The 22,372-nt window shown below is 73.1% G+C and carries 21 protein-coding genes and 1 pseudogene; 7 read left to right on the forward strand and 15 right to left on the reverse strand.

The annotated features are described in order from the left end of the window. From FRCN3DRAFT_RS0217650 to FRCN3DRAFT_RS0217660, 3 genes are all read left to right on the forward strand, one after another. Nucleotides 1-460: AfsR/SARP family transcriptional regulator (locus FRCN3DRAFT_RS0217650; protein ID WP_007517984.1), on the forward strand; the 460-nt coding region annotated here is incomplete at its 5' end. Nucleotides 461-571: 111 nt separating this feature from the next. Beyond that, a complete protein-coding gene (locus tag FRCN3DRAFT_RS44985; protein ID WP_007517982.1) occupies nt 572-1,444 on the forward strand; it encodes an AzlC family ABC transporter permease in 873 nt (290 codons plus the stop codon). Continuing rightward, nucleotides 1,441-1,755 carry an AzlD domain-containing protein gene (locus FRCN3DRAFT_RS0217660; protein ID WP_007517981.1) on the forward strand — a complete coding sequence of 105 codons (315 nt, stop codon included), beginning with the start codon at nt 1,441-1,443 and terminating at the stop codon, nt 1,753-1,755. Before FRCN3DRAFT_RS44985 ends, FRCN3DRAFT_RS0217660 begins: the two co-directional genes overlap by 4 nt. Before the next feature lie 60 nt (nt 1,756-1,815). On the opposite strand, the gene FRCN3DRAFT_RS0217665 is transcribed toward FRCN3DRAFT_RS0217660, so the two are convergent. Then, on the reverse strand, nt 1,816-3,498 hold the full coding sequence (locus FRCN3DRAFT_RS0217665) for an AMP-binding protein (RefSeq protein ID WP_007517979.1): 1,683 nt from the start codon (nt 3,496-3,498) through the stop codon (nt 1,816-1,818). Nucleotides 3,499-3,718: 220 nt separating this feature from the next. On the opposite strand from FRCN3DRAFT_RS0217665, the gene FRCN3DRAFT_RS0217670 reads away from it, so the two are divergent. Beyond that, the gene (locus tag FRCN3DRAFT_RS0217670; RefSeq protein WP_035928355.1) at nt 3,719-4,525 is read left to right on the forward strand and encodes a methyltransferase domain-containing protein; all 807 of its coding nucleotides are present in this window, start codon (nt 3,719-3,721) and stop codon (nt 4,523-4,525) included. Here the strand turns inward: FRCN3DRAFT_RS0217670 and FRCN3DRAFT_RS0217675 are convergent. The 8 genes from FRCN3DRAFT_RS0217675 to FRCN3DRAFT_RS0217710 form a co-directional block, all read right to left on the reverse strand. Further along, complete coding sequence (locus FRCN3DRAFT_RS0217675; RefSeq protein ID WP_232794297.1) at nt 4,494-5,687, reverse strand: alpha-hydroxy acid oxidase; 1,194 nt, start codon at nt 5,685-5,687, stop codon at nt 4,494-4,496. The two genes, FRCN3DRAFT_RS0217670 and FRCN3DRAFT_RS0217675, sit on opposite strands and share 32 nt — an antisense overlap. A gap of 99 nt (nt 5,688-5,786) precedes the next feature. After that, on the reverse strand, nt 5,787-8,537 hold the full coding sequence (locus FRCN3DRAFT_RS0217680; protein WP_007517974.1) for an AMP-binding protein: 2,751 nt from the start codon (nt 8,535-8,537) through the stop codon (nt 5,787-5,789). A gap of 890 nt (nt 8,538-9,427) precedes the next feature. After that, entirely contained in the window at nt 9,428-10,270 is an 843-nt protein-coding gene (locus tag FRCN3DRAFT_RS0217685) for an SDR family NAD(P)-dependent oxidoreductase (RefSeq protein ID WP_007517972.1), read from the reverse strand. Continuing rightward, nucleotides 10,263-11,159, reverse strand: a complete 897-nt coding sequence (locus tag FRCN3DRAFT_RS0217690; protein WP_007517971.1) for a sugar phosphate isomerase/epimerase family protein — start codon at nt 11,157-11,159, stop codon at nt 10,263-10,265. The genes FRCN3DRAFT_RS0217685 and FRCN3DRAFT_RS0217690 overlap by 8 nt, the downstream gene beginning before the upstream one ends. 66 nt (nt 11,160-11,225) lie before the next feature. Continuing rightward, nucleotides 11,226-12,035, reverse strand: coding sequence for an NAD(P)-dependent oxidoreductase (locus tag FRCN3DRAFT_RS0217695; RefSeq protein WP_007517969.1), 810 nt, complete (start codon nt 12,033-12,035; stop codon nt 11,226-11,228). A gap of 85 nt (nt 12,036-12,120) precedes the next feature. Continuing rightward, nucleotides 12,121-12,963: an NAD(P)-dependent oxidoreductase gene (locus tag FRCN3DRAFT_RS0217700; protein WP_007517967.1), complete on the reverse strand. Its 843-nt coding sequence runs from the start codon at nt 12,961-12,963 to the stop codon at nt 12,121-12,123. A 43-nt stretch (nt 12,964-13,006) separates the two neighbouring features. Next, nucleotides 13,007-13,579 carry a nuclear transport factor 2 family protein gene (locus FRCN3DRAFT_RS0217705; protein ID WP_007517965.1) on the reverse strand — a complete coding sequence of 191 codons (573 nt, stop codon included), beginning with the start codon at nt 13,577-13,579 and terminating at the stop codon, nt 13,007-13,009. Next, nucleotides 13,576-14,631, reverse strand: coding sequence for a zinc-binding dehydrogenase (locus FRCN3DRAFT_RS0217710; RefSeq protein ID WP_007517963.1), 1,056 nt, complete (start codon nt 14,629-14,631; stop codon nt 13,576-13,578). Before FRCN3DRAFT_RS0217710 ends, FRCN3DRAFT_RS0217705 begins: the two co-directional genes overlap by 4 nt. Before the next feature lie 163 nt (nt 14,632-14,794). Between FRCN3DRAFT_RS0217710 and FRCN3DRAFT_RS0217715 the strand changes: the two genes are divergently transcribed. Then, nucleotides 14,795-15,433 (forward strand): TetR/AcrR family transcriptional regulator, encoded by a 639-nt coding sequence (locus FRCN3DRAFT_RS0217715; protein WP_027140694.1) that lies wholly within the window; start codon nt 14,795-14,797, stop codon nt 15,431-15,433. Between the two features lie 172 nt (nt 15,434-15,605). Here the strand turns inward: FRCN3DRAFT_RS0217715 and FRCN3DRAFT_RS51600 are convergent, their stop codons facing one another. Further along, nucleotides 15,606-15,908 (reverse strand): antibiotic biosynthesis monooxygenase family protein, encoded by a 303-nt coding sequence (locus tag FRCN3DRAFT_RS51600; protein ID WP_007517959.1) that lies wholly within the window; start codon nt 15,906-15,908, stop codon nt 15,606-15,608. A gap of 437 nt (nt 15,909-16,345) precedes the next feature. Between FRCN3DRAFT_RS51600 and tuf the strand changes: the two genes are divergently transcribed. Further along, complete coding sequence (tuf, locus tag FRCN3DRAFT_RS0217730) at nt 16,346-17,524, forward strand: elongation factor Tu (RefSeq protein ID WP_007517957.1); 1,179 nt, start codon at nt 16,346-16,348, stop codon at nt 17,522-17,524. 187 nt (nt 17,525-17,711) lie between these two features. Here tuf and FRCN3DRAFT_RS0217735 read toward each other — a convergent pair whose 3' ends face one another. The 4 genes from FRCN3DRAFT_RS0217735 to FRCN3DRAFT_RS0217750 form a co-directional block, all read right to left on the reverse strand. Continuing rightward, the gene (locus FRCN3DRAFT_RS0217735; RefSeq protein WP_035928362.1) at nt 17,712-18,125 is read right to left on the reverse strand and encodes a hypothetical protein; all 414 of its coding nucleotides are present in this window, start codon (nt 18,123-18,125) and stop codon (nt 17,712-17,714) included. 21 nt (nt 18,126-18,146) lie between these two features. Then, nucleotides 18,147-18,953 (reverse strand): cupredoxin domain-containing protein, encoded by an 807-nt coding sequence (locus FRCN3DRAFT_RS0217740; RefSeq protein ID WP_007517953.1) that lies wholly within the window; start codon nt 18,951-18,953, stop codon nt 18,147-18,149. Continuing rightward, a complete protein-coding gene (locus tag FRCN3DRAFT_RS44990) occupies nt 18,946-19,542 on the reverse strand; it encodes a SigE family RNA polymerase sigma factor (RefSeq protein ID WP_007517952.1) in 597 nt (198 codons plus the stop codon). Before FRCN3DRAFT_RS44990 ends, FRCN3DRAFT_RS0217740 begins: the two co-directional genes overlap by 8 nt. A 142-nt stretch (nt 19,543-19,684) precedes the next feature. Then, nucleotides 19,685-20,527 (reverse strand): hypothetical protein, encoded by an 843-nt coding sequence (locus tag FRCN3DRAFT_RS0217750; RefSeq protein ID WP_007517950.1) that lies wholly within the window; start codon nt 20,525-20,527, stop codon nt 19,685-19,687. A gap of 32 nt (nt 20,528-20,559) precedes the next feature. Here FRCN3DRAFT_RS0217750 and FRCN3DRAFT_RS58185 point away from each other — a divergent pair. Continuing rightward, nucleotides 20,560-20,703: pseudogene (locus FRCN3DRAFT_RS58185) on the forward strand (response regulator transcription factor); the annotation flags it as partial. Between the two features lie 134 nt (nt 20,704-20,837). On the opposite strand, the gene FRCN3DRAFT_RS0217760 reads toward FRCN3DRAFT_RS58185, so the two are convergent. Continuing rightward, complete coding sequence (locus tag FRCN3DRAFT_RS0217760) at nt 20,838-22,370, reverse strand: hypothetical protein (protein WP_007517949.1); 1,533 nt, start codon at nt 22,368-22,370, stop codon at nt 20,838-20,840. Nucleotides 22,371-22,372 lie beyond the last annotated feature (2 nt).

Consider the following 22,372-nt stretch of genomic DNA (forward strand, 5'->3'; position numbering starts at 1 on the left):
CGGGCTCGCCGGCCCCGGTCCCGGCGCGGGCGGGCCCGGCGTCGCGGCGTCCGGCGACGGTGGGGGCGCGGGGTGGGCGGGCAGCCTCTCCGGCCGGGTCGTGAGCCTGGACCGCTGGGTCGACAAGGCGCTCGCCGCGCGTGCCGCCGACACCTACGGTGGGCCGCTGCTGCCCGAGGACGTCTACGAGCCATGGACCGAGCCGGAGCGCGAGCAGCTGCGGCAGCTCTACCTGCGCATGCTGCGGGCGGCCGGGCGCTGGGAGCGGCTGCTGCTCGAGGACCCGGCCGACGAGCGCGCCCACCTGGCGATCATGCGCCGGCACGCGGCCCGCGGCGAGCGGGTCGAAGTGCTGCGCCAGTTCGACCGGCTGGCCGCGGTGCTGCGCCGCGAGCTCGGCGTCGCCCCCTGCGAGGACGCCCTCACCCTGCGTGCCGCCGTCCTCGGCCTGTCCGCCTGACCGGACCGGACGAGAACCCGAACGGCCAGGCCGACAGGCCGGGACCGGAGAGAACGACACCCCGAGGGAACGACGCTCGGGAGAAGACGACGCTCAGAAGAAGGGGAGAACGTGAACAGCGCCTGGCATGGCCCCGAGGCCCGTGCCGAGGCCCGAGCTGGTGCACGCGCGATGCTGCCGTGGCTGGCCGGCATCGGACCGTTCGGATTTGTCATCGGTGTCAGCGCGGCCCGCGCCGGCATCCCGCCGCTGGCGGCCTGGCTGACCGGCCCGCTCATCTTCGCCGGCAGCGCCCAGGTAGCCGCGCTGGCACTGCTCGGCGCCGGCGCTGCCGGCGTGGTCGTCGTCGTGACCGTGCTCGCGATCAACGCGCGGCTGGTCCTCTACTCGGCGGCACTGGCCCCGTACTGGCGCGCCTCGCCCCGCTGGTGGCGAGCGCTGGCCGCCTACCTGATCGTCGAGCCGTCGCTCGCGGTCGGGCTCGACCGCTACCGCCGGTCGTCGCCCGACGACCTGCGGGCGGCCCACGTCTACTACCTGAGCGGCGGGCTGGTCCTGTGGGCCGGCTGGCTCGTGACGATCGCCTTGGGCCAGCTCGTCGGCACGCGGGTACCGGCCGGGCTGCACCTGGAGTTCGTCGTCCCGCTGTTCCTGATCGGCGACCTGGTGCCGCGGCTGTCCGCGCGGGCCGCGGCCTGGGCGGCGCTGGCGGCGGCGACCGTCGCGCTCGCCGCCCGCCCGGCTCCGGCGCAGACCGGCATCGTGCTCGCGATCCTCGTCGGTGTCGCGGTCGGCCTGCGCGCGTCCGGCGACACCGACCGGGCTCCCGCGTCCGTGCCCGACCCGGTTCCCGCGTCTGCTCCCGACTCGCTTCCCGGGTCCGTTCCCGATCCCGGGTCCGTTCCCGATCCCGGGTCCGTTCCCGACTCGCGGCCCGCGCCGGCGCTCGCGCCGGCCGGCGCCTGGACGGAGGAGGGGCGATGACCGTCTGGCTCGTCGTCGTGGCGGCCGGAGTGGGCAGCTACCTGCTGCGGATCAGCATGGTGGTCCTGCTCGGCCGGGTCGGGACCCCGGCGGTGCTGGAGCGTTCCAAACCGTTCGTCGTCCCGGTCGCGTTCGCGGCGCTCGCCGCCACCAGCCTCGCCGGGCAGGTCGAGGCGAACCTCGCGGGGCTGCTCCCGCCGCTCGCGGCCGTCGCCGCCGCGGCGCTGGCGGCCCATCGCACCGGCCGTCCCTACGCCGCGATCCTCGCCGGCATGCCCGTCTTCTGGGCGTTGAACGCCCTCGTCGGCTAGGAGCCATCGTCCCATCCTTCCTGCCCCGTTCCAGAACGGCGGGGGCGTGGAACGGGAGGGTCAGGTCGCCGGCTCGGCGCCGAGGGCGGCCTCGCGGGCCCAGGTGTAGTCGGCCTTGCCGGTCGGGTGCCGGCCGATGTGGTCGCACAGCAGGACGGCGCGCGGGGCCTTGAACCGGGCCACGGAGCGGGCGGCGTACTCGCGGACCTCGCTGGGGGACAGCGCGACGCCGGGGCGGGGCTGGACGAGCGCGACGACCTCCTCGCCGAACCGAACGCTTGGCCGGCCGACGACCAGGGCGTCGAGGATGCCGGGATGGAGGCGCAATGCCTCCTCGACCTCCTCGACGAACACCTTCTCGCCGCCGGTGTTGACGACCATCGCGTCTCGGCCGAGCATGACGATCCGGCCCGAGCCGTCCGGCTCGTAGTGCGCCCGATCGCCGGGGACGGTGACGCGGACGCCGTCGATGACGGGAAAGGTCTCCTCGGTCCTGGCCGGGTCGCCCAGGTAGCCCAGCGGCACCCGGCCGACCCGCGCCGTCCACCCGACCTCCGGCTCGTCGGGCGTGAGGAACCGCGTCCTGTCCGAGGACAGGACCGCGCCGCCGGCCGACAGGGTGAACTTGCGGGTCTCGGTGTCCTTGGTCGAACTGCCGAAGGCCATCCCGCCGGTCTCGGACGCTCCGTAGCCGTCGACCACGGTGAGGTGCGGGACCAGGTCGAGCAAGGTGTGCTTGAGCGCGGCGCTGGTCGTCGCGCCGCCGGTCGCCAGGCGCGCGAACGCCGACAGGTCGTACGGCCGGGCGCGCAGCTCGTCGACCAGCGGGCGGGCGTAGGCGTCACCGACGATCGACATCAGGCTGACCCGTTCGCGCTCGGCTACGGTGAGGATCGCTCGGGCGTCGAACGGCGCGCTGTCGTCGTGCAGGACCAGCGTCGCGCCGAGGACGAGCGCGGCGAACGCGGTCCACTGCGCGGCGCCGTGCATGAGCGGTGGCGCCGCGAACCAGACGCCGCCTCGGCCGGACGCGGCGATGGCCGAGATCCGGGTGGCGGTCGCGCCCTCGAAACCGCCCATCGCGGCGACGTAGACGTCGGCCTGCCGCCACAGCACGCCCTTGGGCCGGCCGGTGGTGCCGCCGGTGCAGACCAGGTAGAGATCGTCGGGTGAGGGTATCGGCAGCTGGTCGAGGTCGGCGTCGGCCGCGGCCGCGATGGCCGCCTCGAAGGGGATGGAACCGGGCAGCGGCGCGACTCCCGAGCCGTCGTCGACGTCGACCAGCAGGCGGCCGGCCGCCGCACCGGCGCCGTCCATGCCCTCGGCACCGGCACCGGCACCGGAGGCGGCGGCGAGCAGCGGCGCGAGCCGGCGGTGGTAGACGACCGCCTCGGCGCCGACCTGGTCGAGCAGCGTGGCGACCTCGCGGGCGTTGTAGTGGTGGTTGACGTTGAACGGCACCGCCCGCGCCCGGTACGCCCCGATCATCGCCTCGAGGTACTCGGGGCAGTTGGACAGCAGGATCGCGACGGGGCTCTGGCCGCACTCCCACCGTCCCAGCTCGAACCGCTCGCGCCGCGCGTCGAGGCCCTGCTTCCGGAAGAACGCGGCCAGCCGGCGGGTGCGGTCGCGCACCTCGGCGTAGGTGCGCCGGACGTCGTTCCAGACCAGCATCTCCCGGCCGGGCGCGGCGTCGGTGACGATGTCGAGCACCGCCGATAAGGACCAATCACTGTCGGTCATACCCGTCGCACCTCCGCCGCTGCCCCGCCGGCTTGCCCCCGCCGCCGCCATCGGAGCAAAAGATATCTAGATGAATCGGCACCCGCTACTGGTCTGACCGGGAATCTCGCGGCCCCGGCGCCTCGGCGGCGAGACGGCGCCTGGGTCCGCGCGACGGATGGGAGTCGGCCGGCCGTCAGACGCTCGGGGCCGGCGTCGGATGCGCCGTATCGTGCGGGCCATGGAGTACGTCCACGGCTACTCGGACCAGGAACACGCGCGGCTGGGCGACCAGGCCGCGACGTTGACCGACCTGCTGCACGCGGACACGCGCTACCCGCCGGGAAGTCGAGTTCTGGAGGCCGGGTGCGGGGTCGGGGCGCAGACGGTCATCCTCGCGGCGAACAGCCCGGACGCCGTCCTCACGTCCGTCGACATCTCGGCGACGTCGGTCGCCGTCGCCCGCGAACGGGTGACCCGGGCGGGCCTGACCAACGTGCGGTTCCTGCGCGCCGACCTGTTCGACGCGCCGTTCCCGCGGGCGTCGTTCGACCACGTCTTCGTCTGCTTCGTGCTGGAGCACCTGGCGGACCCGGTCGGGGCGCTCGCGGCGCTGTGCGGGCTGCTGCGCCCCGGCGGCTCGATCACGGTGATCGAGGGCGACCACGGTTCGGCCTACTTCCACCCCGACAGCGAGGCGGCGCGCCGGGCGATCGACTGCCTGGTCGACCTGCAGGCGCGCGCCGGCGGTGACGGGCTGATCGGGCGGCGCCTCTACCCGCTCCTGGTCCAGGCTGGATTTCTCGACGTCGCGGTCTCACCGCGGGTCGTCTATGCCGACGCCAGCCGCCCGCACCTGGTCGACGGCTTCACGCGGCGCACCTTCACCGCCATGGTCGAGGGCGTCGGCGAGCGGGCCGTCGGCGAGGCACTGCTCGACGCCCCCACCTGGGCGGCCGGCATACGTGCCCTGCACCGCACCACCGAGCCCGACGGCACCTTCAACTACACCTTCTTCAAGGCAACGGCGACCAGCCCGCCGAACTGACAACCGGGAAGGGGACGCGGGCGCCCGAGACGAGGGTGCGGTCGAGGTCCGCCACGGTCGCGGCGCCGAGCAGCGCCATTGCCCGGTCAAGCTCCTCGCGCAGCAGCTCGATCATCCGCACGACGCCGGCCTCGCCGCCCGCGGCGAGGCCGTAGAGGTACGGCCGGCCCACGAACACGCCCGCGGCACCCAGGGCCAGCGCCTTGGCCGCGTCGTTGCCGCGCCGGACACCTCCGTCGAGGAACACCGTGAGCCGGCCGGCCGCCGCGTCGACCACCTCCGGCAGGATGTCGATCGTCGCGGGGACGCCGTCCAGCTGCCGTCCGCCGTGGTTCGAGACCACGACACCGTCCACGCCCAGCTCGACGAACCGGTCACACTCGTCTCCGCGCATCAGGCCCTTGATGATGAGCGGTCCCTTCCACAGCGACCGGACCCGCTCGACGTCCTCCCAGGTGACGCAGTCCGACGCCGCCGTGATCGTCTTCCGGGTCTGGTCGAGGCTCAGCTGGGACGGCCCGTCGGAACGGGCGGCACCGAGCCTGCCGCGCAGGTAGTCGGCTTTGCCTCGCAGGAAGTCGGCCGTCCAGGCGGGCTTGCTGGCCCCCTGAAGCACGATCCCGGGGCGCGGCGGCCGGCTCATGAGCCTGTTGCGTGTGTCCCGCTCGCGGTTGCCCAGGATCGACGTGTCGATGGTGATGGCCAGGGCTCGGTATCCCGCGGCCGCGATCCGCCGGACGAGGTCCCCGAGCTCGGCGCGGTCGGGGGGCAGGTAGAGCTGGTACCAGAGCGAACCGGTCGAGCTCGCGGCGACGTCCTCGAGGGGGAAGGCCGCGACGGTGCTCTGCATGTAGACGACGTCCGCCCGCGCCGCGGCCCGCGCGACGGCGATCTCCGCGGCCGACCGCGCGAGGCGGCTCGCGCCCGTCGGCGCCAGCATGATCGGCATGGACAGTCGCTCGCCGAACACGGTCGTGGACAGGTCCCGCTTGGCGACGTCGGCGAGCGGCCGCGGGCGGAACTCGATGCGGTCGAACGCGGCGCGATTGCGCCGCAGCGACACCTCGTCGCCTGCTCCGCCCTCCAGGGCGTCGAACACCGCCCGGGGAAGCCTGCGGCGCGCCAGCCCGCGGAAGTCCTCGACGTTGATGGCGTCCTGCATCCTCACGAGCACGGGCCTTTCGCGGTCAGCTGGTCACGGATGGCGTGCTCCCCGTCGCCAGGATTGTCGTCACTCGAGCGGCACCCCGCAGGCGGCCGCTCAGGCCCCGGGGGAACCGGCCAGGCTGTCGAGGCTGGCGAGGACCGCGCGGATGTCGGCCGCGATCTCGCTCACGACGGGTTCGCGCAGCACGGTGTCGTGGTCGCCGCCGACGGTGCGGAACGTCGCGTCGCTGGCCAGCAGCGGACGCCAGGCCTCCGTGCGTCGCCGCGGCGAGGCGGCCGCCGTGTAGACGAGAGCCCGCCCGTTCCAGGGGCTGGGCCGGTACAACCTGGTCAGCACCCGCGACTGGTTGTAGAAGACGTCGTACTGGTTCATGCCCTTGAACTGGACGACGCCGGCCAGGGGGAGCTGGGCGGCCTGCCTGGCCCGGTCGAGCAGGACCCGGGCCCTCGTCGCGGCGCGCGACGGGCCGCCCGCGGCCGCACCCTCGACCTGGTCCGATGCCGATGCCAGGGCGGGGTGCGAGCCCGTGCTCGGGCCGCCGGGAAGCCGCGAGGGCTGCACTGCGCCCGCGAAGACGCCGGCCGATGTGTCGGGCAGGAAGCTGTCGATGAGGATGAGCAGGTCGACGTCCTGGCCGGCCTCGGTAAGCAGACGCGCGGTCTCGAAGGCGACGAGCCCGCCGAACGAGTGTCCCGCGAGGGTGAACGGGCCGGTGGGCTGTAGCAGGCGCAGGGTGCGGGCGTGGCGGCGGGCGGCCGCCTGGATCGACCAGTCAGGCAGGCCGCGGTACTCGAGGCCGTGGGCCTGGACTCCGTAGACGGGGCGGTCGCCGTCGAAGTGGCGGGCGAAGCCGAGCATGCCGACGGCGAGGCCACCGGCGCCGCAGAAGCAGAACAGCGGCCGGCCGCTGCCGCTGGTGCGCAGCGGGACGACGCTGGGGTGCCGCAGGGTGTCGGTGTCGACGTTGCGCAGCCGGGCGGTGAATTCGGCGACGGTGGGGGCGTCGGCGACAGTGGAGGTGGGGAGCCGGACCCCGAGCTCGTCGGTGACCCTGGCCAGGAGCTCCTCGGCGATGAGGGAGTCGCCGCCGAGCTCGACGAAGTCGTCGTGGACGCCTACGTCGTCGAGGTGCAGGGCGACGGCCCACACGCCGGCGACGGCCTCCTCCCACTGGTCGCGGGGCGGGTCCTGGCCCGGACGCGGACCGGCGGGGGCCGGGGGCAGGCTGAGTCGGTCGACCTTGCCGCGACCGGTCCTCGGCAGCGCCGCGACCAGCATGACGGTGGCCGGCACCATGTAGGAGGGCAGCTTGGCCCGTAGCAGGCGCCTGATCGACGCCGGTGAGACCCGGGCGCCCGCGGCCGGGACGACGTAGGCGACCAGGCGGGTCCGCTCCTGGGCCGCGTCGGCCACGACGACGGCCTCGAGCACGTCCGTGCTGGCCAGCAGGGCGGACTCGATCTCGATCGGCTCGACGAGGTAACCGCGGATCTTCACAGCCGCGTCGTTGCGACCGACGACGGTGAGCTGACCGCCGGCGTCGACGCGTCCGAGGTCCCCGGTGCGGTAGGTCGGCGTGCCGTCCGGCCCGACACCGAAGCGCGACGCGATCGCTTCAGGCGCACGCCAGTAGCTGCCCGTGATGAAGTGACCTGTCACGACGATCTCGCCCGTCTCGCCCGTCGGCATCTCGGCCCCGTCCGGCGAGACCACCCGCACGCGGACGTCGACCACCGGCCGCCCCGCCGGCATCACGCCGTCCGGGAGGACCTCGTCCGGCCAGATCGGGTCGCAGGTCGTCGTGCCGAGCTCCGAGGCGCCGTAGGAGACCAGGAACGCCGCGGTCGTCGGTACGTGGTGGCGGGCCAGTTCGATGTCGCGGGCGTAGATCGGCTCGCCGACCGACATGACGAACCGCATGCTGTCGAGCACCTCGTCCGGATCGAGGCAGCCGAACACGGTCCGGATCAGTACCGGGGTGGCGACGAGGCCGGCCGGCCGGATCGCGCGCAGCCAGTCGGCCAGGTCGCGGACGCCGCGGACCCGGGGGTCGTACATCTCGATGGTGGCGCCGAAGACGAGCGGGCCGATCGTGCGGTTCATGCCCGAGATGAAGGAGTAGGGCAGGAGGAGCGGCAGACGGTCGCCCGGACCCGGCCGCATCACGCCCTTCACCTGAATGGCGTAGTGCTGACCCAGCAGGGCGCGGTGGTGCCACAGGACACCCTTCGGCACTCCGGTCGACCCGGAGGTGAAGATGAGCACCGCCGGATCGGTGTCGGCCCGGTGCGGCGCCCTCGAGGCCACCCGGTCGGCGAGCGCCGGGGACCAACCGGCGGCGGGACTGTCATCGACCTCGACGGTGGTCATGATCCCCGTCAGCGCGGCGGCAGTGCCCGCCTCGGCGGAGCCAGGCGGCCCGGTGACGCACACCGAGGCCCCAGCCAGTCCCACGATCTGGGCGAGGCGGTCGGCGGGATGCATCCTGTCGAGGGGCACGCAGGGCCGGCCGCTCGCGATGACACCCAGGACGGCGGCGATCCCGCTCGCGTCGTGGGGAAGGAGCACAGCGACCGGCGCGTCGGGGTCGGCCGCGGCGGGCTCCCGCAGGACGCGGTCCGCCACGACGTCCGCCCAGGCGACGAGCTGGGTGTAGGTGACGGCACGGTGTTCGTCGCGAACGGCGACCAGGTCGGGGCACGCCGCGGCGACGGCGCGGACCCGGTCCATGACGTTGCCGAACCGGTCGTCGGGATGCAGTGGCGGCACCGGCGTAGCCGGGGTGGCCTGGCCTTTCCACACGTCAGCCCGGTCCGTGGACCCAGGGACCATCGGTGTTGCCATGACGCCTCCCGGGCGGGCTTCGGTATGAGAGCCGTGACCGCGTGCTCAGGTCCCCCCCGGATTTAACACGAAAGGCTTTGCCTCCGGCCAACCGCGTCGGTGTCGGGCCATTGACCTATGTACGGTTGCCTTAGGCGTTCGGCCCCATAACGCCGGTTGACCCTGACGTAAGTGTAGGGTTACCCGGGCGAATGGAGATGTTGCGGCCGGTGGCGTTTGATCTCGGCTGTGCCCCTGCTTGCGGTGGATCCGGGTAGCGCAATGTAGCAGTGACTGCCTTTGGCTTGACGCAGGGAGGACCTTTTGCCACGATGGCCACTCGCCCCAACGCGTCGATGCCGGCGACGGGCGACCGGTGGTTGTGTCATCACCGGGACAGTCGTGCCATCACCGGAACATGGGCCCCGGGCTGAGCGGGTGATGCCGCCTCCATGAACGCGCCCGTCAATGTTCCGAGTGCGAACTTTCGATGATGGCGCACCGGGGAAGGCTGGCCGGAACACGTCCGCTGAATCCCAGCCCCCGCGCCTTCAGGGCGCTTGACCGCCCATTCGCGGCCGGCGGGAGCCGCCAGCCGCGGGGTAACACCTGCCGGCCCGACGCGGCCCGGGGCCGCGAACCAGCTGGTGTTTGTGGGCGACGGCGAGACCCCGGCCCATTCGCCGGCGGTGGAGGAACACGAAGCGTCCCGCGGACGACCACTGTCTACGCCGTGGCCCGCGTTCGACAGTGGTCGCATTGAGCGATCCGGCCACGTGATGGACCACGACTACCTCACCGGCACGGTCCACCTGGGGGACGGCGGCACCACCGCGGCCTGGCGGCGCCCGCGGCCAGGCGACGTCCTCGGGTGCCGAGGGCCGCCTGCTCGACCTTCGCCTCGGTACGGATCATCCACGCCGGTCTTCGGCCGCCGGCGAAGCGTGCGTCTCGTCCGCGTGGGCGGTGGCGGCGCCGCGGCTCATCGCGAGCACGGCGTCGCGGCGAGGCAGCGCGCCGAACGGTGAGCCGCCGGTCGGCTCGGGGGCGCCGAAGATCCAGGTAGGCCCGTCCGGGAGGTGGTCGAGTGCCTGGCGGGCCACGTCCGCGGGGTCGGCGAGCTCGCCGTATGGCTCGCCCTTGGCGTCGAACACCCGGCGCATCGACGGTGTGTCGGTCTTGCCGAGCACGAGGCTCAGGACGTCGACCCCGCCAGAGCGCCATTCCGCCCACAGCGCCTCGGCCAGGATGAGGTCGAACGCCTTGGTGGCTCCGTAGGTGGCGAGCGTGGCGCCGCCGGCCCAGGCCGCGCCCGAGGTGACGAGCACGACGCCTCCCCGCCCGCGCGCGACCATCGGCCCGCCGAAGCGGTAGGCGGCCTCGAGCACGCTGTCGCAGTTGCGGTGGATCAGCTTCAGGTGGGTGTCGAGGTCCTTGTCGAGGAAGGGCATGCTGAAGTCGTCGCCGCCGGCGTTGTAGACGAACAGCCCCACCTCGACGTCGGACGTCGCGGTCGCGAGCCGCGCCAGGGCGTCCGGGGCGCTGAGATCGAGCGCGACGGTGCGGACCTCGACACCGTGCTTCCCGCGGACCTCGACGGCGAACGCCTCCAGCACGGAGACCCGCCGCGCGACCAGCACGACGTTCAGGCCTCTGGCGGCCATCTCGTGGGCGAACGCGGCCCCGATCCCGTCGGACCCGCCGGCCACGATGCCCCAGGGCCCGTACCTGTCGTTCGTCGCGGCGTCAGCCATCGTGTCTCCTCGTCTCTCGGGGCCAGCGGCCCCAGTGGGTCTGCATTGGTCCGCGGTCGGCGGTTCGGTCGGCGGACGCCAGGGCCAGGAGGCCACGCGCCCCCTCGACACACCGGCGGGCCCGTTCCTCGGTCGACTCGCCCGCCAGGGCTCGGGACAGCATGGGAACCTCGAGGCCGATCACGATGCCCGGCGGGAGCGCGGCGAGGATCTCCCGCAGCGGCAGCTCGCCCTCACCTGGCACCATCCGGTCGATCGAGTCCTCGCGGTACACCGAGCCGCGCTGGCGCACCGTGTGATCGCTAAGCTGCGCATAGGCGATCAACACGGGGTCGACGGCCGCGAGGTCCGCCGCAGTGTGCCCGGAACGCACCAGGTGCATGGTGTCGATCAGCAGGCGGAAGTTCGGGCGCGCGACGTGGCGTACCGCGGCCAACGCGCCAGGAAGATCCTTGATTGTCAGTGACGGGGCGAACTCGACCGTCGTCTGCATCCCTCGCTCGCCCGCCAGCTCGGCGAGCACCCCGAACTCGTCCAGGCTGCGCGGGAGGTCCGGGTCCATCGTCACGGTGTTGACCATCGCGACGCCGAGCTCGGCCATCAGGTCGAGATCGGCGGCGTAACCGCGCATGTCGCTGCCGGGACGGACGACGAACCCCTCGGCGAGGGAGATCGACACGTCGCGGTCGCGCAGCGCGGCCGCCGTCCGCCGTCGCAGCGCCGGGTCGTCACGCAGCGAGAATGACGCATAGCCGTGCGGGTTGACTGGGTTCCCGGAGAGCACGGCGGCTATGTAACGGCAGCCGAGGTCGGCGGTGAGGTTGACGAACTCCACCGGCGGCAGCCCGAAGACGGTCTGGTGCTCTATTCCCAAGCGTTCCGTGTCCATCAGACCTCATAGCCAGGCGATGTCCGGCCGTTGTCGGTGTCCGTTCGCGGTCAGGTGGATTCGCGGTCAGGCGGACCGGATCGCGGCGACGAAGCGTCGCGCCACCTCGACGAGTTCCCTTCCGGGGGCGTCGCCGAGGACGTCCGCCATCAGCGTGACGTCCTTGGTGAGCGTCAGGTTGGCTGGCGAGGCCGCGAGGCCCGCGATGGAGCCGGCGCGCAGCCGCACTCCGGAGGCCACGCACGCCGAGCTGCTCGTCGCCAGGACCGCCGCGAGGCCGGCCGGATCGACGCCGAGCGATTCCCCCGCCCTCATCGCGTCGTCCGCGAGGGCGATCTGCGCCGAGAACAGCGTGTTGTTGATGAGTTTCGCGTGCGATCCGGCCCCGATCCCGCCGAGATGCACGACGTGGTTGGACAGTGTCGACATCAGGCCGGCGACGTCGGCCAGCGCCGTGGCGTCGCCGCCGACCATGATGGTCAGCTCGCCGGTCAGCGCCCGTGGGGCGCCGCCGCTCACCGGCGCGTCGAGGACGCGCAGGCGGTGTTTCGCCGCCTGCTCGGCGATCTTCCGGATCTGCGCGGGTGCCACCGTGCTGTGCACGAGCACCACCGATCCGGGTTCGAGTGTCTCCGCGAGGCCGTCCGGGCCGAACAGCACCTCTTCCACACCCGCCGCGTCGAAGACGCAGATGCCGACGGCCTCGACCGCCGCGCCCATCTCGGCCGGTGTCGCCGCGATGGTGGCGCCGGTGCCCGCGAACGGCTCCAGCGACGCCGACCGCCGGGCATAAAGCGTCAGGTCGTGGCCCTCGGCCTGGATCCGCTGCGCCATCGGCAGGCCCATGCTGCCTAGCCCGATGAAGCCAACCTTCACGGTGCCCTCCTTGTGGTGGCTCTCGACGCCCCGAGGCATCCGACCGCTGCGCGCCTGGGGACGACCTCGATCCTCGCGGCCGTGGTCAGGGAGTGCCGCCGGGTGCGCCTGGCTGCCGGAGCACCTTCTTCTCGACGGCGTCCGACGACAGGACCGTTCCGATGATCCCGAGGTCCGCGCCGGCGCTGCGGGCGACCTCGCGCACCACGGTGATGTCCTTGAGCATCAGGTCCCCGATCCGGCCGGGGACCGCGTCGGCCGAGCCACCGCTGGCGACGACACCGAGGCCGCGGCTGGCTCCGCTGCCGTGCTGCAGGGCCGCCAGGATCGCCTGCTCCTCGATCCCGAGCGAGCCCGCGAGGCGCACCGCGTCGATCGCGAGCCCCACCTGCGCCACGAACAGCGCGTTGTTCACGAGCTTCACCCGCTGGCCGTTGCCGAGCTGCCCGACGAACATGACGGGCGACGCGTACGTGGCGAGCACCGGGCGCATCCGGTCCAGCAGGGCCTCGTCGCCGCCGACCCAGAGCGTGAGCCTGCCCGCGGCGATGTCGTGCGGCCCGCCCGAGAGCGCGGCGTCGAGCACCCCGACCCCGTGGCCGGATCCCGCCTCGGCGAGCAGCCGGGCGGTCGCGGGGTCGGAGGTCGTGTGCTGGACGAGCGTCGCACCTGGCTTCATCGCCGCGAGGGCGCCCTGCGGGCCGAGGCACACCGACCGGACCTGCTCGTCGGTCAGCACGACGACGAACACCGCGTCGGCGTCGCGGACCGTCGCCGGCACCGTCGCGGCCCAGGTCAGCCCGTCGGCCTCGGCCGCCGCCCTGGCCTCCGGGCGGCGGACCAGGACGGTGACGTCGTGGCCCGCCGCCCTCAGCCGGTCGAGTATCGGCCGGCCCATGCGGCCTGGCCCGACGAATCCGATCTTCATTGATCCTCCAGGCATCGTGCTGTCGGCACCGGGCGGCCCCGACTCAGGCCGACGTCCGGCCGCCGGCGGCGGGCGTGGCCGAGGCTGGCGGTTGCGGTGGCCCAGGTGGGCCCGGTGGCGCCGGTGGTGCGGGTGGTGCCAGCATCTCGCGGTGTTCGGGGGTGCCGTCGAGGTTGGCGTTGACCCGCTCGCTGATGCGCCAGCCCTCCGTAGTTCGTACCCAGCGCCAGGTGTTCGCGGAGACGCGGGCGACCCAGAACCGGTCGGCGTCGGCGTCCCAGCGGATGTTGAGGGCGTAGCTGCGGCCGGTCGCCTCGTCGCCGTCGACCACGATGTGCGGCACCGTCAGCACGTGGCCGCAGCCGTTGCGGATCAGGCTCTGGTGGCCGCCGTTGACCATGTCGACGATGTCGCCCCGGCCCCGCATCCGCAGCTGGGGGACGGCGTCGAAGGTGCCGTCCTCGGTCCAGAGTGCCGCCGTGGCCTGCGCCGAACCGCTGTCGACGGCGGGCCCGTACTGGGCGACCAGCTGCATGATCTCGACCTGGTCCTCGAGCGCGTGGACCCTGGCCGCCAGTTTCTCGACCATGGCACGAAGATCATCGATCTCGCTCATGGGACGACGATGATGCGGACCGGCCCGTGGGCGTCGCGCGACGCGGCGAGCGCGTCGGCGACCCCGTCGAGCCCGACGGCCTGGCCGAGCATCGGCGAGACGTCCAGGCTGCCCGAGCACACGGCCTCGAAGGCCTCGTCCCAGTGCTGCATCGACGGGCCGCCGCCGAACTGGATGTTCAGGCCCTTCCGCTTGGCGGTCAGGGTGTGCAGGTGGTCGCCCTCCGGCGGGCCGCCGACGGAGAAGATCCGGGTGCCCCGCTCGCAGCCCTTGATGATCGAGTCGAGGACGCCGGGGACGCCGACGCACTCGAACACGACGCAGCCCGGCAGGCTGGCCAGCGCCAGCATCTCCCTCGTCGCCTCGGCCGACCCGTGGGCCACGTCCCGCCACGCCTGGAACGGCGAGATCTCGGCGGGATCGACGACCACGTCGGCGCCCATCGCCAGCGCCGTCGCCCGCCGCGACGCCACGAAGTCGACCGCGACGATCGGGCCCACGCCCAACCGCCGCAACTGCGCGATCGCCGCCAGGGCGATCGCCCCGCAGCCGATGATGAGCGGCACCTCCTTCGCCGTCACCGCGGCGCGGGACGCGGCCGACCATCCCACCGAGATCGCGTCGGCGACGCAGACGACCTCGCTCGGGAGGTCCGATACCGCGACCCGGGTGATCGCCTCGTCCAGCAGGAAGTACTCGCCGAACCCGCCAGGCGACTCGGGATTCTGCCCGATGATCTTGCGGCCGGTGGTGGTGGCGAGCACCGGCAGTGAGCTCACCCGTGCCCCGACGGGGATCCGCCGCTCGGTATCCGGGCCGTAGTCGATGACCTCGGCGCAGTACTCGTGGCCCATGACGATGTCGACGTCGGGGTCGTAGGTCGACATCCCGCTGTCGTCGTCGACCCCCGACTCCAGATGATCCATGTAGTGGACGTCCGACGCGCAGATCCCGCACGCCAGGGACCGGACCAGGATCTGCCCGCGCGCCGGGACCGGGTCGTCGATGACGCGTGCCTCGACCGTCCCGCCCCGCAGTACCGCAGCTCGCATCGGCCTCTCCTCGCGTTCGCGACCAGGACACATCCCCGTCACGGGACTGTAGCGACGACCCGCTGGTTACAGAAGGGTTCGTCCTAAAACTTTATAGAAGATCTTGTCCTGAAACTTGGCGAGGCGGTGTCGTGGGGAGCCGGCGCCCCATACGATCGCTGACATGGCAGACGCTGATCCGGCAGAGCCTCCCCGCCGCCGCCCGGGGCGTCCCCGTGACGCGAGCATCGACGAGCGAGCGCTCGCGGCCACGCGCGAGCTGCTGGTGCGGCGTGGCTTCGACGCGACGACGATCCACGCGGTCGCCGCGCACTCCGGGGTCCACGCGTCGGCCATCTACCGCCGCTGGGGGTCGCGGATCGAGCTGATCGAGGAGGCGACGTTCCCCGGCCTCAACCCGCTCAGCGTCCAACCGACGGGGGACCTGCGCCGCGACCTGCGCCGCTTCGTCCGTGCCTACGTGGCCGCGTTCGACGCGCCCGCGTCCCGCGCGGCCGCGGCCGGCCTGCTCGCGCACCATCAGACCGCGAGCCGGCAGCGCCCGCCGGAGTTCTACCTGCGGGTCTCGGCGCGCCCGCAGTTCCAGGACATCCTGTGTGCCGCGCCGCCCGGGAGCGTCGACCCGACCGTGGACCCCGACGACGTCTTCGACATGCTCCTCGGCGCGATCCTGACCCGCACGCTGCTGGCCACCGTGACCGCCAGGCGCCGCCCCCTCGAGCGCACCGTCGAGATGATCCTCCGGCTGTTGCAGCCCCAGGCCAGCCACAGCACCCTCGACCCCGGCGGCCAGCCGGCGTGACTCCGCCTACGAGAACATCGGCCGTTGTTGTTCGGCGGCCGGCGCGATGCCGGACGCTCCCGTCAACATCCGGTGCCGGTGCCGGTGCCGGTGCCGGTGCCGGTGCCGCTTGCCGGAGCCGCTGCCAGCGGCGGAAGGCTGTCCGCCGCTGGCAGCGGGTGGGCCTAGCCCGTTAGAACGCGTCGACAGTGGCCAGGGACTGGTAGACGGAGACCTGCGGCGGCCCCTGCACGCCGGCGGCCTCCATCAGCGCCGGGATTGTTGCCTGACTGGCGAAGAACCCCTGGAAGGCCTCGACGCTCTCCCATTCGTCGATCGCCAGAACCTCGCCGTCTCCGACGACGAACCGGTGGTGCAGCCCTCCCGCCGCCTTGCCCTCGGTGGCGACTGCCTCGAAGTCCCCGGCCCGCTCCCGGACGACCGCCTCGAACTTGGCCGGGTCGACAGCAAACTTCACGATCACCGTTACTGACATGCTCTTCCCCTCGACAGATTGTCACTTCGGCGATCGGGTGAGCCCCGTTTTCGCTCGCCCGCACCACCTATTCGTCCGCGGTGGTCCGCTGGATGACCAGGAGGGAGAAACCGGTCACCGCAGAACGGAGCGGTGCCCAGGCAGGGCGGGCAGTGGTTGGTCGCCTGGTCAACCGTCGTCAGACGGCGCCGCTCCGCGCCGCGCGGAAAAGCATTCGCCAGCCCTTCCTTGGCCGGCCACCATGAGAGCCATGTTCCGGCACGACACCTGGTCGCCCGCGCTGGTCGCGGGTGCTGTCGTGCTGCCCCTCTCGGCGCTGGTCGCCGACGTGCTGCCCGGCGGCGCGCGACGCTGACCCTTCCCGGATCGTCCGGAGCCCCGCAGGGAAAGGGTCGGTAGGCCCAGGGGCTCGCGGCTTCGAGCACCGAGGAAGAACGATGGCCAAGCAGGCCTACGTCCGCACCAAACCGCACCTCAACATCGGCACGATGGGTCACGTCGACCACGGGAAGACGACGTTGACCGCCGCGATCACCAAGGTTCTCGCCGACACGGGCTCCGGCTCGTTCGTCCCGTTCGACCGGATCGACCGCGCCCCCGAGGAGATCGCCCGCGGCATCACCATCAACATCGCGCACGTCGAGTACGAGACCGCCAGCCGGCACTACGCCCACGTCGACATGCCGGGCCACGCCGACTACGTGAAGAACATGATCACGGGTGCGGCTCAGCTCGACGGGGCGATCCTGGTGGTCTCGGCCCAGGACGGCGTGATGCCGCAGACGGCCGAGCACGTGCTGCTGGCCCGGCACGTCGGGGTCCGGCACGTCGTCGTCGCGCTGAACAAGGCGGACGCCGCCGACCCGGAGATCACGGACCTGGTGGAGCTGGAGATCCGCGAGCTGTTGACGGGGCACGGCTACCCGGGCGACGAGATACCGGTGGTCCGCGTCTCCGGGCTGCGCGCCCTGGCTGGAGACCCGGAGTGGACGGGCTCGATCCAGGCGCTGCTGGCCGCCGTCGACAGGTACGTGCCGGTTCCCGACCGTTACACCACGGCGCCGTTCCTGCTTCCCGTGGAGAACGTCCTGACCATCACCGGTCGTGGGACGGTGGTGACCGGGGCGATCGAGCGGGGCGCCGTCCGCGTGGGCGACCGGGCGGAGGTGTGCGGTCTGGGCACGCGGCTCGCGACCGTGGTCACCGGGCTGGAGACGTTCGGCAAGCCGATGGAGTCCGCCCTCGCCGGTGACAACGTCGCGCTGCTGCTGCGCGGCGTGCACCGAACGCAGCTTCGGCGGGGCAACGTCCTCGCGGCGCCGGGGAGCGTGACGGTGCACCAGCGGTTCGCCGCCCGGGTCCACCTGCTCGCGCCCGCCGCCGGGGGCCGGCGGACCGCCATCGCGTCCGGCTACCGCCCGCAGTTCTATCTGCGGACGACGGACGTGGTCGGCGAGGTCGACCTGGGTGAGGTCGGCGTCGCGCTGCCGGGAGACACCGCCGAGATGACGGTACGGCTCGGCAAGCCGGTACCGCTGGAGGACGGGCTCGGCTTCGCCATCCGCGAGGGCGGCCGAACGGTCGGCGCCGGCACGGTCGTGGCCGTCCTCGACTGAACGGTCGACCGGCCGTCGCTGGCCGGGTCCACTCCGGCCGGGTCCACCACTGCCGTCCGGATGGGCGCGCACCCCGCGCGCCCATCCGGACGGCCCGCCGGCGGCCCCGGGGCGCCGCGGCCCCGGCGAACCCGGAGCGGACGGAGCGGATGCCGGCTGCTCGACGGGTTCGGCTGGCTCGGCCAGCTCAGTCCCGGGGCGTGAGCAGCTCGGCCACGTGGGCCGCGCGCGGGGTCCGGAGACGGACCTCCACGGTGCCGGACCTGGTCGGGTTGAACTTGCCGGCGTCATAGGCGAAGCGCACCCGGTCCGGGGGCTCGACGCCGATGTCGATCGCGGCCAGGAACACGCCGGCGCGCGGCACGTCGATGTGCTTGCCGCGCCCGGCCCAGACCACGAGACGCCCCGCGCTGATCGCGATCGCGCCGGAGACCGCCTCCCTGCGCCAACTGGAACGCTGGCCGGGTGCCCGGTAGTTGCGATAGGTGATCGAGCCGGTGAGGCCTTCCTCCACCAGGACGAGGTCCTCGGATTCCAGCGAGGCGCGCAGATCCGCGGGTAGCTGACCCGCGCCGAGCAGCATCCGGCGCACGGGGTTCATGGCCAAGATCATAGGCTTACCTCACGGCTGCACGACCACCGTTCCCGTCGCGTCCGGTCGGTCCGTCGTGCTCGGATACGGCGTGCAGACCACGGAATAGGTCCCGGCGGTGGACGGCATTCTCATCGTTTGGCTGGTGCCCGGTTCGATCGGGCTGGTGGAGATCGCGGTCGAGCCACCGCGGGTCATCGTGAACGTGCACGCGACGTCATTGTTGTTCAACACCTTGACCCATTCGTCGATCTGGAAGCTCGAGGTCGCCGGACGGACGGCCGAGCCCTCGATCGTGATCGTCCCGGCGGGGTTCGCCGGAGGCGAGTAGTACCCCGGCGGCGGCGAGTACAGGGGAACACCCGGTGAGACCGTGGTTCCGGCCGGCGGCGACGACCTGGGCGCCGGTGGCGCCGTCGTGTCCCGCGGCGGCGAGCTGGGCGTGGCGCCGCCGGTCGGGGGGCGCGTCGAATCCGGTGCCGTCGGGACCGACGTCGCCGAGGCGGCCGGGCTGGCGGGCGCCGTCGGAACGGGTGTCCCCGTCATGGGCCTCGACACCGCCGGGATCGTGACGACGTCGTCCCGGCCGTCCGGACCATGGATCGCGGTACCGGCCGCGACGGCGGTCACCGTCGCGGCGACGACTCCGACGACGCCGACGACGCCCGCGCCAATCACGGATGTTCGGCGTCGCCGCAGCGCCGCCGAACGCCGGGCGACCCGGGCCACCAGGTCGGGGGCCGGTCCGGCGAGGTCCGCCAGCTCCTTGAGGCGCCGCTCGACCAGGTCCTCGGCGCGGATGTCCTCGTCGCGGTCGGAGGCCAGGCGGTCAGCCATGGGAATCGTTCCTCTGCCTCGTGGAATCCAGATGTGTCGGATCGGTTGGGGGATCGGATTCGGATGGGGATTCGGCCGCCGGCGGTCGTCGATCGGGCCGCTGGTCGTCGATGGCGACGCGCAGCTGCGCCAGCCCCCGGGAGGTCAGGCTTTTGACGGTGCCGATCCGGCAGCCCAGCACGGTCGCCGTCTCGGCCTCGGAAAACTGCAGATAGTGCCGCAGGACCACGGCGCAGCGTTGCCGCGCCGGCAGCCGCGTCAGTATTCGGGACAGCTGGTCCAGGCTTTCGGTGCGGGCGAACTCGTCAGGTCCTGGCCTGTCGGGCAGCCGAGCGGTCGGCCGTTCCCACGTCAGCACCTTCCATCCCGACCGCCGGTGGGTGTTGACCATCACACGGTAGGTATAGGCGTCCGGCTCGCCGTTCGCGGCGACTCGACGCCATACCAGCAGGACCCGCGCGAGAGTCTCCTGGACCAGGTCCTCCGCGGCGGCGCGCTCCCCGGTGAGGACGAAGGCCGTGCGGAACAGGGCGTCGGATCTCGCCCGGACGAATGCCTCGAACGAGTCGTGCGCCGGGGTCCTGGACACGGGTGTCTCCGTCAGGTCGTCCGCCGGCCGGGCCGCTTCGTCGGCGGCTCCTGGGAGTCTGGTCGACTTCACACCCGGTATCAGGCGTGCGACCGCCAGAAGGTTCCGGCATCAATGCCCAACACTCGCCCAACGAGACGATTCACGGCCGGGGTACGGACTGGATCCGAATCCACAGGGACGTCGAGGCGGCCAGCAGGTGGCCGTCGACGGTGTAGAGGGCGGAGGAGGCCCGCAGTTTGCGGCCCTCGGCGGCCTCGGCACGGGCGACGACGACATATGTCCCGCCGGGCGTGACCGTGCCCGTCGCGGAGACGATCTGCCGGGCCAGCAGGGCGGCCAGGTCCTCGGTGGGCATCGTCGCCTGGTGCGCCCAGAACGACGGGCAGTCCAGCGCCGACCAGAGCATGTGTCGGCCGACCGATCCGTCCGCCTCGGCGAGGGAGCGGTCGACGGTCCAGGTCGTGGCGACGAGACCCGCCGGCCCGCCGGCGACCGGGCCGGGGAGGATCCGCAGGCCGTCGCCCGGCGACCGTCCCGTCCCGCAGCCGAAGCATCCCGGGAACGGATGTGTCGACGTCGCGGCGAGCGCGGCGGCCGCGCGCTCGGCATCGCCGGGCTCGACGAACGGCGGCGGATCGCCGAGGTCGGCGGCGTTCGCCGGGTGCGCCTCGACGAGCAGCGTTCCGCCGTGGATGAGCCGCACCCCGCCGTCGTCCGCGGGTTCCACCGTCAGCGGCACCTCCAGCGGGGTCGGCGCGCGCAGCACCGCCTCCGCCGTCCTACCGGCCTCGGCGTCCGCGCTCGCGCCGGCGAGGTAGCCGGCGAGGGTTCCGGAGATCCACCCGCCGTTCGCGCTCCCGGGCGGCCCGTTGAACCGGGCCGGTACGACGACCGTGCCGGCGGCCCGGTTGCCATCGCCGTTGCCGGCATCGGCCGCCGCCGAGATCTGATCCGCATCGGGGCGGGAAGTAATGGCGTCCACCCGTCCGACGCTACGGCCTGGTCGTGGCGGACATGGGCGTCGCGGGTGCTGGCGGCGGGATCCGCGAGCGCGACGTCCTGAGCCTGATGGCACAGGGCCTGTCCAACACCACGCTCGCGGCCCGGCTCGTCGTCAGCCCGCGCACCGTCGAGACACACGTCGCGAGCATCTTCACCAAGCTCGGCCTGCTCCCCACCGCCGACGAGCACCGCCGCGTCCGCGCCGTCATCACCTACCTCAACAACCCCACCCACGACCGGCACCGGGTAGAAGGTGGCCGGAGTCGTGGTCGAGGTCGAGGTCGAGGTCGTCAGGGCAGCAGGGTGCCAGCCCGGATCTTGACAGTGCGGCCGACCCACTCCTGGGCGGTCATCGCGGCGATGACGCCGGGGTCGGCGCTGGTCACGACGGTGCGGGTGGCGCCGTCGCCGGTGGTGGTGTCGGTGGTGGCGCCGAGGGTGACCACGGCGAGCGCCTGGACCGGGTCGCCCTGCTCGCAGGCGACGGTGAAGCCCGCCACCACACCGGTGACGGCGTCCCGTGCCGGGCCGTCGACGAGGGGGAGTGGGGTCCCGGCGGCGCGGACGTCGGCCGAGACGTCCTCGGCGCGGAAACCCGTCGACGGCGGGCTGGCGCTCCACAGCAGGCCGGCCTGCTTGGTGACCATCCCGGAGACGCAGGTCACGAGCCCACGGGCACCCGGCGCGGCGGCGCGCAGCCGCCGGGCCATGGCCACCGTGGACTGGAAGACGTAGTTGTTCAGCGGGCCACCCGCGAACGTCATGCCGCCCGTGACGGTCAGGTCGGAGCGCCCGGCCAGGCCGAGCTCCCGGACCTGGAGGCGGACCGCCGCCGGGAAGCAACTGTAAAGATCCAGGTGGTCGGCGTCCGCCGCGGCGACGCCGGTGATGGCGGCGAGGCGTTTCCCGACTGCGCGGAAACCAGGGGAGCGGGCGAGGTCGGGACGGGCGGCCAGCGGCGTCATGACGTTGGACTCGGCGGCGGCCACCGGGAAGACCCACCGGTCCGGCGGAACGCCGAAGCGCCGGGCGGCGGCCGCGGAGCAGACCAGCAGCGCCGCGCCCTGGTCCACGCCGGCCCGGGAACAGTGCGACCGCGTGTACGGCCAGGACATCATCGGGTTGCGCGGCGACGGCGCCAGGTCGTCCGGGGTGACCGGGGCTCGTGCCCAGGCATCCTCGTTGCCGGCTGCAACCTGGGAGAACCCGGCCCACAGCGCGGCGACCTCGGCGGCATGCGCGGCGGGTTCTAGCCCGTCCGCCGCCCGCAGCGCCGACTCGAGGACCGCGTACTGCCGCACCGGCAGGTAGATTCCGCGACGGATCTCCAACGGCGCGAGGATGTCCGCCTCGGGGGCGAGGATCTCGTCGGGACCGTCCCCGGAACGGCCGCCCGCGCCCGCGTCGCCGCCACCATCGCCATCGCCATCGGCTGCGCCTGCGCCGACGGCGTGGCGGCGTGGGGTGAGGCGGACGCGCCCGCGGTGGGCCGCCTCGGCGCCGAGCACGAGGACGACGTCGGCGCGGCCGGCGGCGACGTCGAGGCAGGCGCGGGTGATGAGGCTCTGCTGCAGCACGCCGAGCTCGGCGATGACCGTGCGGGCCGCCCGGGCGCCGAACCGGTCGGCGACCTCGCGGCCCGGGTCCGAGCGGTCCCAGGTGCCGCGCGCGACGTACACGCGGTCGATGACGGCGAGCAGGCCCGGCGCCGCGGCGTCCGCGGCGGCCGCCTCGGTGGCGGCGGCCATCAGCTCCACCGCGTCAGGCAGCCGCGCCGCGGCGGCCGCGCCGACGAGCACTGGTGTGGCGGGCGGCATGGTCATGC

Source organism: Pseudofrankia saprophytica, from assembly GCF_000235425.2.
GTDB lineage: Bacteria > Actinomycetota > Actinomycetes > Frankiales > Frankiaceae > Pseudofrankia > Pseudofrankia saprophytica.

Bases quoted from the DNA above. Each gene is read 5' to 3' on its own strand.
- FRCN3DRAFT_RS0217705 (WP_007517965.1), bottom strand. From the start codon at position 13,579: ATGAGCGAGATCGATGATCTTCGTGCCATGGTCGAGAAACTGGCGGCC.
- FRCN3DRAFT_RS0217680 (WP_007517974.1), bottom strand. From the start codon at position 8,537: ATGGCAACACCGATGGTCCCTGGGTCCACGGACCGGGCTGACGTGTGG.
- FRCN3DRAFT_RS0217670 (WP_035928355.1), top strand. From the start codon at position 3,719: ATGGAGTACGTCCACGGCTACTCGGACCAGGAACACGCGCGGCTGGGC.
- FRCN3DRAFT_RS0217675 (WP_232794297.1), bottom strand. From the start codon at position 5,687: ATGCAGGACGCCATCAACGTCGAGGACTTCCGCGGGCTGGCGCGCCGC.
- FRCN3DRAFT_RS0217685 (WP_007517972.1), bottom strand. From the start codon at position 10,270: ATGGCTGACGCCGCGACGAACGACAGGTACGGGCCCTGGGGCATCGTG.
- FRCN3DRAFT_RS0217740 (WP_007517953.1), bottom strand. From the start codon at position 18,953: ATGGCTGACCGCCTGGCCTCCGACCGCGACGAGGACATCCGCGCCGAG.
- FRCN3DRAFT_RS0217660 (WP_007517981.1), top strand. From the start codon at position 1,441: ATGACCGTCTGGCTCGTCGTCGTGGCGGCCGGAGTGGGCAGCTACCTG.
- FRCN3DRAFT_RS0217690 (WP_007517971.1), bottom strand. From the start codon at position 11,159: ATGGACACGGAACGCTTGGGAATAGAGCACCAGACCGTCTTCGGGCTG.
- FRCN3DRAFT_RS0217665 (WP_007517979.1), bottom strand. From the start codon at position 3,498: ATGACCGACAGTGATTGGTCCTTATCGGCGGTGCTCGACATCGTCACC.
- tuf (WP_007517957.1), top strand. From the start codon at position 16,346: ATGGCCAAGCAGGCCTACGTCCGCACCAAACCGCACCTCAACATCGGC.
- FRCN3DRAFT_RS0217735 (WP_035928362.1), bottom strand. From the start codon at position 18,125: ATGAACCCCGTGCGCCGGATGCTGCTCGGCGCGGGTCAGCTACCCGCG.
- FRCN3DRAFT_RS0217710 (WP_007517963.1), bottom strand. From the start codon at position 14,631: ATGCGAGCTGCGGTACTGCGGGGCGGGACGGTCGAGGCACGCGTCATC.
- FRCN3DRAFT_RS0217700 (WP_007517967.1), bottom strand. From the start codon at position 12,963: ATGAAGATCGGATTCGTCGGGCCAGGCCGCATGGGCCGGCCGATACTC.
- FRCN3DRAFT_RS0217760 (WP_007517949.1), bottom strand. From the start codon at position 22,370: ATGACCATGCCGCCCGCCACACCAGTGCTCGTCGGCGCGGCCGCCGCG.
- FRCN3DRAFT_RS51600 (WP_007517959.1), bottom strand. From the start codon at position 15,908: ATGTCAGTAACGGTGATCGTGAAGTTTGCTGTCGACCCGGCCAAGTTC.
- FRCN3DRAFT_RS0217715 (WP_027140694.1), top strand. From the start codon at position 14,795: ATGGCAGACGCTGATCCGGCAGAGCCTCCCCGCCGCCGCCCGGGGCGT.